The organism is Caballeronia sp. LZ001, assembly GCF_031450875.1.
In the GTDB taxonomy this organism is placed as follows: Bacteria; Pseudomonadota; Gammaproteobacteria; order Burkholderiales; family Burkholderiaceae; genus Caballeronia.
The window spans coordinates 157,281-171,864 of the sequence record NZ_JARTVX010000004.1; the positions used below are offsets into that span (position 1 = coordinate 157,281).

General features: G+C 58.7%; 19 protein-coding genes. 14 read left to right on the forward strand and 5 right to left on the reverse strand.

Going from position 1 to position 14,584, the window contains the following annotated elements; all coding sequences use genetic code 11:
* The first annotated feature begins 98 nt into the window (after positions 1 to 98).
* The 12 genes from P9292_RS11035 (at position 99) to P9292_RS11090 (ending at position 7,881) form a co-directional block, all read left to right on the forward strand.
* Complete coding sequence (locus P9292_RS11035; protein WP_309958856.1) at positions 99 to 944, forward strand: hypothetical protein; 846 nt, start codon at positions 99 to 101, stop codon at positions 942 to 944.
* A 100-nt stretch (positions 945 to 1,044) separates the two neighbouring features.
* The gene (locus P9292_RS11040; RefSeq protein WP_309958857.1) at positions 1,045 to 1,341 is read left to right on the forward strand and encodes a hypothetical protein; all 297 of its coding nucleotides are present in this window, start codon (positions 1,045 to 1,047) and stop codon (positions 1,339 to 1,341) included.
* 24 nt (positions 1,342 to 1,365) lie between these two features.
* The gene (locus P9292_RS11045) at positions 1,366 to 2,130 is read left to right on the forward strand and encodes a hypothetical protein (protein ID WP_309958858.1); all 765 of its coding nucleotides are present in this window, start codon (positions 1,366 to 1,368) and stop codon (positions 2,128 to 2,130) included.
* Complete coding sequence (locus P9292_RS11050) at positions 2,127 to 2,414, forward strand: hypothetical protein (protein ID WP_309958859.1); 288 nt, start codon at positions 2,127 to 2,129, stop codon at positions 2,412 to 2,414. Before P9292_RS11045 ends, P9292_RS11050 begins: the two co-directional genes overlap by 4 nt.
* A gap of 61 nt (positions 2,415 to 2,475) precedes the next feature.
* Positions 2,476 to 2,700 carry a DUF4224 domain-containing protein gene (locus P9292_RS11055; RefSeq protein ID WP_309958860.1) on the forward strand — a complete coding sequence of 75 codons (225 nt, stop codon included), beginning with the start codon at positions 2,476 to 2,478 and terminating at the stop codon, positions 2,698 to 2,700.
* Positions 2,701 to 2,974: 274 nt separating this feature from the next.
* A complete protein-coding gene (locus P9292_RS11060) occupies positions 2,975 to 3,187 on the forward strand; it encodes a hypothetical protein (RefSeq protein WP_309958861.1) in 213 nt (70 codons plus the stop codon).
* Positions 3,188 to 3,614: 427 nt separating this feature from the next.
* The gene (locus P9292_RS11065) at positions 3,615 to 3,803 is read left to right on the forward strand and encodes a hypothetical protein (RefSeq protein WP_309958862.1); all 189 of its coding nucleotides are present in this window, start codon (positions 3,615 to 3,617) and stop codon (positions 3,801 to 3,803) included.
* The gene (locus P9292_RS11070) at positions 3,796 to 4,608 is read left to right on the forward strand and encodes a hypothetical protein (protein ID WP_309958863.1); all 813 of its coding nucleotides are present in this window, start codon (positions 3,796 to 3,798) and stop codon (positions 4,606 to 4,608) included. Before P9292_RS11065 ends, P9292_RS11070 begins: the two co-directional genes overlap by 8 nt.
* Positions 4,601 to 5,023, forward strand: a complete 423-nt coding sequence (locus tag P9292_RS11075; RefSeq protein ID WP_309958864.1) for a hypothetical protein — start codon at positions 4,601 to 4,603, stop codon at positions 5,021 to 5,023. Before P9292_RS11070 ends, P9292_RS11075 begins: the two co-directional genes overlap by 8 nt.
* Complete coding sequence (locus tag P9292_RS11080) at positions 5,020 to 6,207, forward strand: hypothetical protein (RefSeq protein WP_309958865.1); 1,188 nt, start codon at positions 5,020 to 5,022, stop codon at positions 6,205 to 6,207. Before P9292_RS11075 ends, P9292_RS11080 begins: the two co-directional genes overlap by 4 nt.
* 16 nt (positions 6,208 to 6,223) lie before the next feature.
* A complete protein-coding gene (locus P9292_RS11085; RefSeq protein WP_309958866.1) occupies positions 6,224 to 6,766 on the forward strand; it encodes a hypothetical protein in 543 nt (180 codons plus the stop codon).
* A gap of 2 nt (positions 6,767 to 6,768) precedes the next feature.
* Entirely contained in the window at positions 6,769 to 7,881 is a 1,113-nt protein-coding gene (locus P9292_RS11090; protein WP_309958867.1) for a tyrosine-type recombinase/integrase, read from the forward strand.
* Between the two features lies 1 nt (position 7,882).
* Here the strand turns inward: P9292_RS11090 and P9292_RS11095 are convergent, their stop codons facing one another.
* The 3 genes from P9292_RS11095 to P9292_RS11105 form a co-directional block, all read right to left on the reverse strand.
* On the reverse strand, positions 7,883 to 9,553 hold the full coding sequence (locus P9292_RS11095) for a fimbria/pilus outer membrane usher protein (protein ID WP_309958868.1): 1,671 nt from the start codon (positions 9,551 to 9,553) through the stop codon (positions 7,883 to 7,885).
* A gap of 207 nt (positions 9,554 to 9,760) precedes the next feature.
* A complete protein-coding gene (locus P9292_RS11100; protein WP_244829436.1) occupies positions 9,761 to 10,474 on the reverse strand; it encodes a molecular chaperone in 714 nt (237 codons plus the stop codon).
* Between the two features lie 120 nt (positions 10,475 to 10,594).
* A complete protein-coding gene (locus tag P9292_RS11105) occupies positions 10,595 to 11,161 on the reverse strand; it encodes a fimbrial protein (RefSeq protein WP_250493527.1) in 567 nt (188 codons plus the stop codon).
* Between the two features lie 580 nt (positions 11,162 to 11,741).
* On the opposite strand from P9292_RS11105, the gene P9292_RS11110 reads away from it, so the two are divergent.
* Positions 11,742 to 12,680 (forward strand): DMT family transporter, encoded by a 939-nt coding sequence (locus tag P9292_RS11110; RefSeq protein WP_309958869.1) that lies wholly within the window; start codon positions 11,742 to 11,744, stop codon positions 12,678 to 12,680.
* A 4-nt stretch (positions 12,681 to 12,684) separates the two neighbouring features.
* Here the strand turns inward: P9292_RS11110 and P9292_RS11115 are convergent, their stop codons facing one another.
* Positions 12,685 to 12,978 (reverse strand): helix-turn-helix domain-containing protein, encoded by a 294-nt coding sequence (locus tag P9292_RS11115; RefSeq protein ID WP_309958870.1) that lies wholly within the window; start codon positions 12,976 to 12,978, stop codon positions 12,685 to 12,687.
* Between the two features lie 495 nt (positions 12,979 to 13,473).
* Between P9292_RS11115 and phaP the strand changes: the two genes are divergently transcribed.
* Positions 13,474 to 14,043, forward strand: coding sequence for a TIGR01841 family phasin (phaP, locus tag P9292_RS11120; protein WP_250510160.1), 570 nt, complete (start codon positions 13,474 to 13,476; stop codon positions 14,041 to 14,043).
* Between the two features lie 48 nt (positions 14,044 to 14,091).
* Here the strand turns inward: phaP and P9292_RS11125 are convergent, their stop codons facing one another.
* A complete protein-coding gene (locus P9292_RS11125; protein WP_309963973.1) occupies positions 14,092 to 14,457 on the reverse strand; it encodes a DOPA 4,5-dioxygenase family protein in 366 nt (121 codons plus the stop codon).
* Positions 14,458 to 14,584: the final 127 nt, after the last annotated feature.

Genomic DNA, 14,584 nt, shown 5'->3' on the forward strand with positions numbered 1-14,584 from the left:
ATGGAATTCTAAAAAGAATAGTGCAAATAATAAGCAGTTGATCCGCCCCGTGCATCGCATCTTCGATTTTCATCAGTAGTTGTACTAACGGAGGAAATATGATCGAAGCACTCTTCCCTGCGCCACAAATTTTGAAGCGACCCAGCGCCCGCGTCGGTTTTGTATTCAGACCGATTCCGCCGCAGGAGCACCGCAAGAGCAAATCACTGGTTCTGCGCGCCTGCCGAGAAGACATGTCATCTGGGAATGGCTTCAAATGGCCGTGGGCAGGCGCGATGGTTGAAGCGCCCGATTGGCAACCGACGCATCGTTGTGGCTCGGGTCTGCACGGATGGCTTCATGGCCATGGAGATCATGCGATCGGCGGCTACATCGAACCGACAGCAAATTGGCTCGTCATCGAGGTGGATACGGACGACATTATCGAGTTGGATGGCTTCTGCAAGTTTCCGCGCGGCAAGGTGGTTTTCGTCGGCACGAGCAAGGGCGCTGCTGACTACTTGCTCGATAACGATCCATGCGCCCGTGAGCTTCCTGTGATCGGCGCCCATCGCGCGGTCGGCGATCACCGTGCTGTATTTGTTGGCGCCTTGGGCTTCGCTTTAGCAGGAAACTGCGGCACAGCCATGGCGGGATATCGAGGAGTTGCAACTGTGGGATATGGCGGAACGGCGACAACGGGCTTTCGTGGGGAATCCACCGCAGGTGTTCGCGGGACAGCCATTGCGGGTGATGGCGGAACTGCACGAGCCGGCAATCATGGGACGGCTATGGTGGGATTCAGCGGAAAGGCAAGCGCTGGCGAGAAAGGACAGATCAGCATCTGGTACTGGGACTTCTATGAGATGCGATACCGAATGAAGATCGGTTACATCGGCGAGGAGGATTTGGAGCCGAACACGCTATACACCCTCGACGATAATCACCGCTTCATCAAGGTGTAATCACACATCACGATTTGGTAGGGCCGCCGCTTTATTCGTTTTACGTCGCGTTGGCCTCTTCGCATGTAGTTGTACTTATTAGGAAGCCGAGGATGCGATCATGCCGCGCAAGGCGATGACAAGTGAGCAACGCACTGCAAAAAAGGCAGCAAAAGTTGAAGCCCTGAAAGCGAAGCGCGAGGCCCTGAAGTGCGAGGCTCGGGCCGAAATTCACTATTTGGCAAGCCAAATCCCGGCTCATATCGCTCAGGGGGGGGTGATTACAGTTCGCTGTTGGAAGGAGGCTTTGGATGCTGCTACGTCCGCCGCACAGCGTCCACGGATATCTGTCGACAGACTTCGATGCTCGCTCAACGAGCTCCGCAGGCATGTTGAAGTGGTCGATGCACAGCCTTAACGAATAATGACGCCTGGTGATCTAGTGAGAACGATTAAAGAACGCCCGCTCGCATTCAGCGCGCCGATGGTGCGCGCCATCCTTGACGGACGCAAGACGCAGACGCGGCGCGTCGTGAAGTTGCCGCATGCCAACTCGCTCGGACAGTGGGAGCCGACAACCATCGGCGGCCGGAATGGTGGCTGCACGAAGGACGGTCAGGCTATCCCCGAACAAGGGGCAATTTGGCATACGCGCACAGCCGACACCCTCATGTGCCCCTACGGTCGGCCTGGCGACCGCCTGTGGGTGCGCGAGACGTGGCAAGGCCCCTTGTTCGATTCGGAAAACTGGGAGGCGTATCTCGAATGTCCCGACGACTTTAAGGACCCGAAGTATTGCCATTACGCTGCTGATGACGGCTCGCCGCCTGAATTCATCAACATGGACGACGAGCTCGTCTGCCGGTGGCAGTCATCTACTTGTATGCCGCGTTGGGCGTCTCGCATCACGCTCGAAATCACCGGCGTGCGTGTTGAGCGTGTGCAAGAGATTAGCGACGATGATGCAATCGCAGAAGGCATCGTGCCTTGGCACTCGGACGGAAGCAAACGCTACATGCTAGGCCCAGGCGAAGGCGCAGGCATCTTCGGAAGGCCTGGGTCTTGGAAGCCGGAAGAGACGCCACAGCTCGCATACGCAAAGCTGTGGGACAGCGAAAATCACCGGCGCGGTGCCGGTTGGAATTCAAACCCTTGGGTCTGGGTCGTCAAGTTCAAACGGATCAAGGCAACCGGAGAGAAAGCATGAGCTACTGCCCTATCTGCGATGGGTTCTTGTCATCTTTTGGGCATACATGCCCTCCTCTCTGGGAGGTTTGCGACGCCGAAGATTGCGATGACCAAGACTGGCAGACGATTCGCGAAATCGACGCGGAAGAAGCCGCTCGGGAATATGCGGGCAAGGCAGACAGCGACAGTGGTGGAGGTCCGCATGAACGAACAGTCTTGGTGCGAGCACCGGGTTCGACAGACGTAAAGCGATTTTTCATCACATTCGACTACAGCATCGATTACTACGCTCGCGAAGCATGATTGGCTCCCTATGCGGAACTTTTGCGCAACACATGCCCAACCTCATTGCTGAACAGCCCCAATGAACAGCTACGACCTCTTCCTGGCCGACGACGATGTAGCGCGCCTGACCGGGCGCAAGACCCGCACGGCCCAAATTAAGGCCTTGCGCGCGATGGGCGTTCCGTTTTTTGTGAATGCCACTGGTCGCGCGATTGTTGCTCGCGCAGCCATCGAAGGCCGATATGCACCGTCGACCCCGAATACGGCCCTCGGATGGTCGCCCAGCGTGCTTGGCGTGAGGTGAAAGTGCCCAGTTTGCAATCCGCCCGTGGTTGTTTTATGCTAGCCGTGTCGCTGCAAACAACAGCGACCGGGAGTCGCATCCCGTGTGAGACGGCAACAGCCGTCATGTGCAAGCAAGACGGCTTTTTTGCGCTTGGTGTGTCCTCTATGGGCGACCCGGGCGGATGGAGCCGAAAGGCTCGCCGGCGTCTCACCGGTAATGCGAACTTCCGTTTCGTGGTCGCCCACCCGATTCGCATCGGATGGGCGGTAAAACCGCTCTTGAGACAAACACCATGACGCACTTTCACCAGGGCGCAATCGCCCCTGCTCGTTCCGAGCAAATCTACCCCGTCGTCCCCCTCGTCTACATCGACATCATTCAGCGCGCTCAACACGCCTTGCGCGACGCGACCTTGGCCGCATCCGATCTGGACGCGCTAGACATCACCGGCGAAGCGCTGCGTCAGTTAGTGGACATCGCCCGTGCGGAGGTGCGCCATGTCTAACACCACCGAAAAGATGGTTCGTCCGCACGCGTCGGCAGCAGGTGTCGCGCGTGCAGCCATCGAAGGTCGATATGCACCGACGGCCCCGACCATGGCCTCCGGATGGTCGCCCAGCGTGCTTGGAGCAAGATAAATGTGTCCCAAATTTGCAATCCGCTCCCCGTTGTTTTATGCTACGGACGTCGCTGTCTCGCAGCGGCACTGGATTGACGTCCGGTTTGGATTGAGGTGGACAGCCGCCCGCTCTTGGGCGGTTTTTTTGTCCGTGCACCCGTTGTGCCTTGTTGCGCCTTCAATGGTCGGGCCTGGGTGGGGGAGCCTTCGGGCTCACCGGTTCCTCAATCGCCGGTACGTCAATCCCACCCTGTGCCCGGCCACCCCAATTGACGTTGGGAGCCGGGTTCTGAACCCGATTGAGGAGGCCACCATGCGTGCCAATATCCCCGCTCGTCCCGAGCAAAACTCCCTGCTCGCTCCCATCTTTTACATCGATATCATCAATGGCGCTTTGCGTAACGCTGCGCTCGCACCCAGTGATGTAGCAGCGCTCGACATCGCCGGTGACGCGTTGCGTCTGCTGGTGGACATCGCCCGAGCGGAGGTGCGCCATGGCTAAATCTAATCAAACGAAGGTGCATTCGCACGCGCCGGCGGCAGGCCTGATCGAGTTCTTATCTGAGCGGTTTGATCCGGCCCATGCGTCGGACAGTGAGCTGCGATATCTTGCCGAGTTTGGATGCACGGTCGCTGACATGGCTGAATCGCTGGCGACTCTTACGGCGGGCATCAGTATGTTGGTAAGCGGCGATAGCGGACTGGAGCGCAAGCGCCCTTACACCGAAGCGCTGCAAGGCAAGGGTGAGCCCGTTTTGCTCTTCCTATGCAACGACGGCCCCGACTGTGGCCCTTGGCTGGTCGCCCAGCGTGCTTGGAGCAAGATAATTGCACCTCAATTTGCAATCTATTCACGGTTGTTCTATCCTGCCAATGTCGCTGCAAACAACAGCGACCGGGATTGGAACCCTGAATGCGGCGGCGAAAGCCGTCATGTGCAAGCAAGACGGCTTTTTTGCGCTTGGTGTGTCCTCTATGGGCGACCGGGCGGGAGGAGCCGAAAGGCTCGCCAGTGCCGCTCTGGTAGTTCCAACTCCCGTTTCGGTCGTCCACCCTGCTTGGAACCGGGTGTGGACGGTAAAAAACCGTTTGCGGAGAACACCATGACGCACCTACATCAGGGCGCAATCGCCCCCGCTCGTCCCGAGCAAAACTCCCTGCTCGTTCCCATCTTTTACATCGATATCATCAATGGCGCCTTGCGTAACGCTGCGCTCGCACCCACTGATGTAGCAGCGCTCGACATCGCCGGTGACGCGTTGCGTCTGCTGGTGGACATCGCCCGGGCGGAGGTGCGCCATGGCTAAAACCAATCAAACGAAGGTTCATTCGCACGCGCCGGCGGCAGGCCTAATCGAGTTCTTATTTGAGCGGTTTGATCCGGCCCATGCGTCGGACAGTGAACTGCAATATTTCGCGGACTCCGCGAATACTGTCGCTTATATGGCTGAATCACTGTCGACGCTTATAGCGGGCGTCGGCATGTTGGTGAGCGCTGATAATCGATTGGAGAACAAGCACCTTCGTACCGAAGCGCTGCAAGGCAAGGGTGAGCCCGTTTTGCTCTTCCACGTTGCCGATGAGATCGAGCTGATCGCATGTATTGCGGGGGTAGCTGCGGATGCGAACCTCTATTTGCGGCAGCGCTTGACGAATCGTCTCAAGATTGAGCGTTCTCGTCGTTTTCATGATGGTGAGCACTCCTCACAGGAGGTCTCATGAGAACACAACTTTATCGAGTGACTGAACGCTCGCGGGCGGATCACTCGCCCGCCAAGCCGACCATTGACGCACTGAACGACATTGGCCGGCCGGTCGCGTATTACCCGCGTCTGGCCGGGCTTGTGGGCGGGGTAAAAGCAGCCCTTTTACTTTGCCAGCTTCGCTACTGGCAGAGCCGGGTGACAGACGGGCGCGGTGTGCACAAGAGATCTGACGAGCTACATGCCGAAACGGGTCTGTCCTACTCGGAGCAGCGGGCTGCGCGTCATGCGTTGAAGAAGGCGGGCGTGTTGATTGAAACCGAGAAACGGCTGGAGCACCGTATCTACTTCCGCATTGATGAAGAAGCACTCGGACGGCTGATTGAGAACGGTGATGCCAATCAGATCGAGGAGCCGAGCGATTGCGAAAACCCTAATCCCCGAAATGAAGAAAGTGCATTTCGGGAAATGAACAATCTGCAGTTCGCGAACTGCTCAAATCATCGTCCGCGAAACGATCAAAGTGTTGCCCGCGGACATGCTGATGATCATTCCGTTAACGGTGTAAAGACTACAGCAGAGATTACTTCAGAGACTACAGCAGCAGCGCGCGTGAGCTTGCCTGTGGATAACTTCGCTGCTGCTGCCGCATCGGAAGACGAGCACTGCCCCGAGCGCGAACTCGCGGCGCAGCTGGCCGCACTGGAGACCGCGCGCGGCAAGCCATGCCTGCTCAACGGACACCGGGATCGCACACACGTGCTCGCCTGGGTCACCCGCGGCGTCACGGCCGATCAGCTTCGTGAGGCGCATCGCCGGGCCGTCGCTGCCCGTGAGCGTGATCGTGATAGCCGCGCAGTGAACGCGGGCTTTCTGTCGCGCTTTATCGACGAGGTACTGGCCAAGGGGTATGGGACAGGTGGCCCACGCATGGAGTCGGGTTCCGCCGCGTGGTGGCTTGGCGGCGAAGCGGCCGTCTGTGCCGAAGGCGCGCGCCTCGGAGTGCGCCCCAAGCGCGCGGACGAATCGCTGCCCGAATACCGCGTGTTGGTCGCGAAAGCGGCTGGCAAGGGGCCATGGATCGATCACGTGCTCAAGGACGCTCAGCGCCCCGGCTACGAGCGTCTTTATCGACGCATCGTCGACTTCCTCGGCAAAGCATTGCTGCCGGACGGCCATGGCCTGAGCCTCGTTGCGGCCTAAGGGTGGAGACTGAGCAATGAAACCTAAAAACGAAATCATCAATGCCCCGGTGCTATTCGCCGAATCGCGCGAAGCGCTCGTGGCGACACCGGCTCTGTTTGCAAAAATGCTCACACGAAACATTCCAGATCGTGTGATACCGGAAGCGCGCCTGATTATCGCGGTGCTCAGGCAGGCCGCCGCAGACGCGCAGGCGGAGTGGAAAAAGTTCCTGCGAAGCCAAGCTTCGGGCAACGCAAGACCCATCCCGGCGGGTGAGTTCATGAAAAAGCCCTCGATCCGGTTCTGGACAAGCGGCGGCATGCCCCTCTACGCCGAACTGGTGGGTCTTGATCCGGGCTTCGTCTACGAGCAATTTGCCAAGCATTTGGGCATAGACCTGAAAGCGGTCTCATGCGTGTGTGCCCCGGCAAAGCAAAGCACTTTGCCAAACAGCGCTCAGCAACTGCTGGGGCATGGTGCTCGCGGCCACGAACATGCAGAAACCGCCGTGATGCCGGATCACGCGAAAACGTCGCCGCAAAGCATGCGCGGTGTGATTAACAAAGCACACGTGTAAGTATGGGACGCAAACCGAGCCGCAATACTAATTTGCCCGCTGGCATGCGGGCGCGCCACCGCCCATCGGGGACCTATTACTACCTCGACATGGGCGGCAAACCGCGCCGCGAAATCCCGCTAGGTTCCGACTATGTGTTGGCCGTGAAAAAGTGGGCCGAGCTAACGGTCAATGCTCGCCCACGGCACGCCGAACTCATCACGTTTCGCTACGCCGCCGAGCATTACCAGCGCGAAGTGCTGCCGCATAAAGCACGAGGCACCCAATGCAACAACCTAAAGGAACTGGCGAAACTTTACGAATTCTTCGATAAGCCGCCCGCGCCGCTCGATAACATTGAACCCATCCACGTCCGCCAGTATCTTGACTGGCGCGTGCAGGATGCCGTTCGCCGGCAGAAAGCAAAAGGGCTGCCGGTAACTGGCAAGGAGGGGCAAGTGGCTGCGAACCGAGAGAAAGCGTTGTTCTCGCACATATGGAATTTTGCACGGGAGCGTGGCCTGACCGCCAAGGCAAATCCGTGCGCGGGCGTGCGCGGGTACCGCGAAGCAGGACGGGATACCTACGTCGATGACCAGACCTATCAGGCGGTATGGAATGAGGCAGACGACCCGACCCGAAATGCAATGGAGCTCGCCTATCTGAGCGGTCAGCGTCCCGCCGACGTGCTCAAGCTCACGCGTGCGGATGTGCATGACGGCGCAATCTGGCTCGAACAGAACAAGACCGGTCAGCGCCTGCGTATCGCAGTGCAGGGTCAGCTTGCGGATCTGATTAACCGTTTGAAGGACAGCCGCACGGCGGGCGGCAAAGTACAATCGCTGGCGCTGGTATGCAGCGAGCGAGGAGAGGCCCTAAGCGTAGCAGCGCTCAACGATCGGTTCACTCAGGCGCGCAAGACCGCAGCGAAGAAGGCGCGCGACCAAGAGCAATACGAGCTGGCGACCTCCATCGCGGCCTTCCAGTTCAGGGATTTGCGGGCCAAGGCGGGCACGGATAAGGAAGAACACGCGGGCATGGCAGCGGCGAAGGATCAGCTCGGACATGCCGACGAACAGATGACGCGGCGGTATGTCCGTCACCGCAAAGGCAAGCTGGTGACGCCTACCCGATAAGTCAAATTGCGGAACAGGCGCATATTTGCGGAACAGGAGGAAGACATAAACACTGCCCAATTCGTTGTTTATAAATGGTAATGTCTTCCTTGAAATCGCCCATCCACTGATTGATGCTCACCTGCAGGCGGCCGCGGTTCCGATCGGTGGGCGTGCCGCCGAACATGGCTTCGTCGCGGACGCGGGCGGCATCGCTCAGATTGAGATAGCCCGAGTCCGAGTAGCGATACGCGCCAAAAGTGAAGTTGGTGCCGGTCGGATCGATAAACTTGTTGTAGCCCACGTGCAGACTGCGCCCTTTCTGCATGGAAGCGCCCGGGACTTGCGTGCGCGCGGAAGTGATGTCGGTCGCGAAAGCGCCGAACTTCGTGTTGAGCGCGGCGCCGAAATTAGCCGCGACATAGCCTTCCGATGCAATCGCGCCGCCGTACAGCGTGACCTGATTGGTCAGCCCGCGTTGCAACGTGAATTGCGCAAAGCCCGGTTTCGTGTGCAACGACTCATCGCGCAACTGGCCGGCCGTGACGGCGAAGCGCGTCGTGCCCGCGCGCAGCGACTGTGCCACCGATGCGTACGGCACTTCGAAATGTTTCGCGCGGCCATCGGCCTCGGTAACGGTGACGTCCAGATTGCCGCCATAACCGGTGGCGTACAGATCGCGAATCTCGAACGGTCCCGGCGACACGCTCGTCTCATAGATCACCTGGCCGTTCTGACGCACCGTCACGCGTGCATTCGATTCCGCCGTGCCGCGCACCACAGGCGCATAGCCGCGCAGCGATTCAGGCAACATGCGGTCGTCGGTGGCGATCTGCGCGCCGCGAAACGCGATGCTGTCGAACACCTCGCCGGTGGTCTGCGCGTCGCCGAGCGTCGCTTGCGCCTTGAACTTCGGCACGTCGTGCTGGACATAGGTCGCGATGTCGTCGAACTGGGTCGCCTGGCCTGTGCCGGACGTGATCGACGATTGATGCCGAAAGTGCCATCCGCCGATGTTCACGCCCGCGTTGAGGCCGAGATATTCCTGCGTGGCGTGCATGCCGCCGCTGTCGCTGCGGTACGCATTGGCGTTGTAGCTGAGGAAGCCGGCGTTCACGCCGTTGTCCCACAACTCGGGCGACACATAGCCGCGAGCCGCGTTGCGCAGATACTTTTGCGGGATCGACAACGTCAGCGTCTGCTCGGCGAAGTCGAAGCTGACGGAGGCATCGGGTACGAGCGAGGTCAGCTCGACGCATGCATTCGCATCGGCCGATGCAGTGTCGGCGGCATGATCGGCTGCGAGCTTTGTGAAGTCCAGACCATAGACTTCGAGCATCTTGCGCGTGAGGCAGGGCGTCGCGTTTTCGCCAACATGCGAGGCATTGAAGCGCACGTCCTCGCGCGCGACACGGTTGCCGTTGACCACGATGTCGACTGCATACGCGCCCGGCGATACCACGTTACCGCGCGAGAAACGCGCGACGTCGACGCCGCTTGTCGAATCCATTTGCAGGAAGGTCGTATCGAATTCGGCTGCCTTCTTCGGTTCGTTCGCGAGAGCGCTTACCGGATGCATCCAGGCGGCCATGCCAAAGGCGCATAACACGATCGCCGCAACCGGTCGCAGCACGAACGAAGATGCTGTAAAGCCGTTGGAAATCCGCTGCTGACATGATTGCGACGATTGCATGGAGATAGCCTGGTGCATGAGGCGCGAGACATTTGCCGATCCACCGATGCTACGAATTAACGAGATGAAAGTAGCTAGGACGAGTTCTATTTTTGAGACGCGAAACACCATGTAAACAAAAAAAAAGCGCGCATCGAACAAGATGCGCGCTGTTAATTTCGAGACGTTGCGATAGGTCGCTGGAGGTCTGCCCGAATGGGCTTCCGATCAAGGCGCGAGTTCGGCATCGCCTTCGATGGCGCCGCCGTAATCGCTGATGGCGATGTAATGGACCTTGCCGCCATGCACGTCGCTCATCTTCGGCACGGGGATGACTGCATCGCCACGCGGCGGAACCATGCCGCCGGTTTCGTTCTTGAAGGTGCGTCCGTTCGACGTCACGCCGATCTCGCTGAACGAAACGTGATATGCGCTCGGATTCGTAATGGAGAGCGCGTCGCCACCGCCTTGCCGCGCGGGCACCACTTTCCACTTGAGCATGCGCGGTGAATCCTCGGGCTTGCCGGACAGCTTCGCCGGGCGCACGAACATCTTGATGCGCGTGCGATACGCCAGTTGCAGCGTGTTGACATCGGCTTTCACCTCCGCCTTGGGCGGCACGTCGAGCACGTTGAGCCAGAACACCGACTCGCGATCCTGCGGCAACGCTTCGCCGCCATACATGACGCGCAATGTCTGCGACTTGCCCGCATCCATCCGAAAGATGGGTGGCGTGATCACGAAGGGCGTCTTGCTGTCGGCGGGCTTGGTGTCGGCGTTGCCGCTATCCATCCAGACCTGCACGAGCGCCGGGTGCGAGCTGTCGTTGTTCAGCTTCACGGTGACTTCACGCTGATCGAGCGGATACACCACGCGCGTCGCGCCGATTGTCACACTGGCGTGCGCGGAGCCCGCGACCATCGCGGCAAGGAGACCTGCCATGGCGAGCGATCGTTTCATCGATTTCATTGCGGCCATCACTCGACGGTTGATGTCATTCACTGCAACCGGACGCTTGCCGAATCAAAACGTGGCGCGCGCCCGGACCCTGCATCGATGGCTTTACTGATACTGAATGGAGTACTGGACCATCGTGTTGACCGCGCCCGGCTGAGCCTGACCCGTCGCATAGTACTGCGCGAAGTAGTTGAGATTGCCCGCGCCGGCCGAGATCGATGCGCCGTTGACCGCGACATCGTTATTGGCGTTGGTGAGGATGTTGATCGGCTGCATTTGCGAGTTCAAGAGACGCACTTGCACGTTGGTCGCCGGCTGCGTCAGCGCCTGATTGATCAGATTGCCGCTGCTTTGGTCAACGGTGGAACCGTTCTCGAAGTGCGCCACTGCCTTGGTAGCCGAGCCCGTGCAGCCGGTCAATTGCAACTGGATGTCGCCGAGCTTGGAAACGCCCGCCGTGGCGCCAGCCGACGCAAGCGCGCTTGCGGAAACGGTCGGCAACGTAGCCGTCACGTTTGCCGACGAACCGGCAGCCGTGCCATTGATCGAGCAGGTCGTATCCGACACCGCGCCGTTGATGGTGATCGTGCCGTCGGCGGCGTTGGCGTTCATCGACGCAAGGGCGACCATCATCGAGAAGAGTGCGGCGCTGAGGGAAATAGCTTTCTGCATGAAGAAACTCCGGGAAACGAATAATGAATGTCTGACGCTTGACGCGGCCATTGACAAGTTGCTGCTTGCGTCGTTCAAGGTGCGTGGCGTTGAGAGAATAATAAGCAGGCAGAGCTAGGATTGATCTAATCTAATTCTCAAAAACGCCATCCATTTTTTTCGGAGCTAACTCAATAAAGCTTCACCCTCAGAATAAGAGACGCGGCGACCGGACAATTCGAGATTGCCGAAATTCAGCGGTTCGCTTTCTTGAACTTTGCTGGATGGGTTTATAGACGGACCAGATTCGATTTCGAGACATATCGGCGAGACTTTTGAGAAACGATGGCGACGCGCACCGAGCGCCTTCGCGTCCCGAAAAAGTGCGCGCGTGCTTTGTTCGAACCGTCTAGTTCATTTGTCGACGCGCCGTGACCTGAGCACAACACGACGGAAAAGAAGATTACTGTCGGCTTGCCACGAGCGGTCGACGTCCGCAAAATGGAAGCAACGGCTTAAAACGCCGTCATCCATAAGAGACCGCTCGACGAAGCGCAGCCTTTTTCGAGGCGCGCCGCGATCAGGCGAACAACGGACACCCATGGCAACCATTGAGGGCAAAGCGCGTTTCCGCATTGATACCGATAACACGGTAGCAGGCATCGCGATCATGGTCTTGACGACCGCTACCTTCGCCGCGAGCGATTCCACCGTCAAGGTCATCGGCACGGCGGTTCCCATACTGGCGCTTCTTTGGGTGCGCTATCTATTCCAGATGGTCGTGCTCGGCGTGTGGCAAGCGCGGCTCGGCACGCTCAAGCTCTTTCGCACCGACAGCCTGAAGCTGCAGGTCGTTCGCGCTTTACTGCTGCTCACCAACTCGGCGTGTATTTTCGCTGGCTTGCGGCATCTCCCGCTTCCCGTGACGACATCCCTTGCGATGCTCGCGCCGCTTATCTCCACCCTGCTCGCCGCACTCGTGCTCAAGGACCATGTCCCGCGCAGCAAATGGGCGATGGTCGTGCTCGGGTTCATCGGCATGTTGCTGGTGGTGCGGCCGGGTGGCAGCCAATTCACGTGGACCGTTGTCTTTCCGATCGGTGCGGCCACGACGTTTGCGTGCTTTCAGGTGGTATCGAGCCATCTGTCGCGCGTCGATGACGCCGTCACCACCAACTTTCTGACGGCGCTCGTCGCAACCATCGTGCTGTGCACGTTGATGTGGATGGATCAGTCGCAAATGCTGCCGGAACTGGCGCTCGTGGAATGGAAAAGCTGGCTGCTCGTGGCGCTCATGGCAACGATGGCGACCATCGGCCAGCTTTTGATGTTGCAGGCGCTCAGGCGCGCGGCACTGTCGGTGCTGACGCCCTTTTCCTATTCCCAACTTGCTTTCGCGGCCTTTTTCAGCTGGGTGTTATTCGGTCAGGTGCCTGACCGATGGATGGCTATCGGCATGTGCGTGATCGCCGCGAGCGGTATTGGAACCGTGCTCATGCATGGGCGCAAACCGGCAGTGTTGCCGGATTCGACGCCCTAAACGCTTAGCCCGCGACTTGCGCTTGCTGTGTTTGCTGCGCCTGGCCTGTGCAAAGCCAGTGCACGTCGATGTCCAGTTGCCTGGCAATACGGTTGAACGCATGCAGCGGCGGCACCGTGATGCCGCGCCGCCAGAAATGCACGTCGTGCTCGGTTACGTCGAGCCAGTCCGCGGCCTTGGCGGAACTGACGTTGGCTTTCTGCATCGCCCGGTCGAGCCGCGCGGCAATGGCGCGGCGCAGAGCGTTATCTTCGTGACTACGTTCAAGGTGTCCGATGGTTTGGGAATGTCGCCCCATTTTCTGTCCGTTCTCTCGATTTATAACTACTGCCGTTCAGCGCCGGCTCTTTAGCGCAAGTTCGCATGCTAGATAATCACGGTGACGCGACGGTGACAGGAAAAAGTCCTTTCGATGTTCACGCGCGGACGCCGTTTGTTGCAGTGCGAGATTTTTTCAAGATAGCCTCAGAGCGTCAAGTAGGGGAAACAACGTTATGCGCGGGTTGTTACTCGTGGTTTACCTTGAGCAGGCATACGGGAGATATCTTAAGCACGCCCGTTCGTTTCTTGTTTTCCCGCGATTAACTGGTTCGTTCGTATTATCCGCCTAGTTCAAAATCGGCGAGATAATCAGACGCGATTGAAACTTGACTTTCTTCGGATACGAATTCAAATCGCCATCGGTTAATAAAAAAAGTCAATTGACACGCCTCGCGCTATCCCTACAATAGAGCGTTCGCTGCACCGCACAAATCGATCGTCTTTCAAAACGCAATGTCCAATGGAGTCCAGCATGAGCAGTCTTGCGCCTGAAAACCTCATCGCGTCACAGAAAGCAGGATTCGACGCCAGCTTCGGTCTCGCTACACGAGCCGTGGAAGGTTTCGAGAAACTAATCGACCTGAACACGCGCACGTTCAAGACGGCGCTGGATGAACATCAGAACTTCGTTGCTCGTGTGTTTTCCGTACGCGATCCGAAAGAGTTCTTTGCTTTGCAAAGCCAGCAATCGCAGGCCAGCGCTCAACGCGTCGCGGCTTACTGGCAGAGCTTCCACGAAATCGCGGCAGGCGTGCGCGGCGTTTATGTGGAAGCGGCGCAGGACCAGTTGGAGAAGTCGCAGCGCAACGCGCAGGCGCTTGTCAGCACGCTTGCGAGCAGCGCGCCAGCCGGCAGCGAAGCGGTGGTGAATGCGTGGAAGTCGGCTATTGACGCCGCGACGGAATCTGCAAATTCGGCTTACGAAGCGGCGAGAAAGTCCGCGCGTCAGGTGGTGGAAGCGGCAGAAACCGATGCGAGCGTGGCGACGCAGGGCGCAGTGCGGGTTGTGTCGTCGAAGGGAACGAGCGTCAAAAAGACTTGAGCGTTTTCAAGCAACGAGAAAGGGCGGACCACTCCGCCCTTTTTTCATTTATTTCCAGCCTTCCAGCCGCAATTCATGCGATCGGCCAATCCACACCGCGGAATCGCGATGATCGCGCAATTCGTCCTCGGTATTCGGATGCATGAAAACATCGAGCGCGCCGTGATTCAAGGTGAGCCATTCGAAAATCGGCACGAGATCTTCGCGACCGAAGCCGAGTTGAAACGACCACATCGGGTGCGGTCCAACCGGACGTTCATGAAAGCGTCCCAACATAAGCTTGCCGGTTTCAAGTTCCGCCGCAAAGTGCGTCGAGATGACCTCCCGAATTGCCCAGGCCGCGTCGCGGCTCGCGGCATCGAAATAAATATGCGCGTGCCAGCCTTTGATTGCGGATGTGTCGATTGCATGCATTGTTTCGGTCGCGCGCGGCAATATTGAGATGTCGTTCATTCTAGCGAAACGCCAATCGCCACGACATTACATGCGTTAAAGGCATCAACGCATTTGTTGCGGCGAATGACGGCGATGCTAGACTACT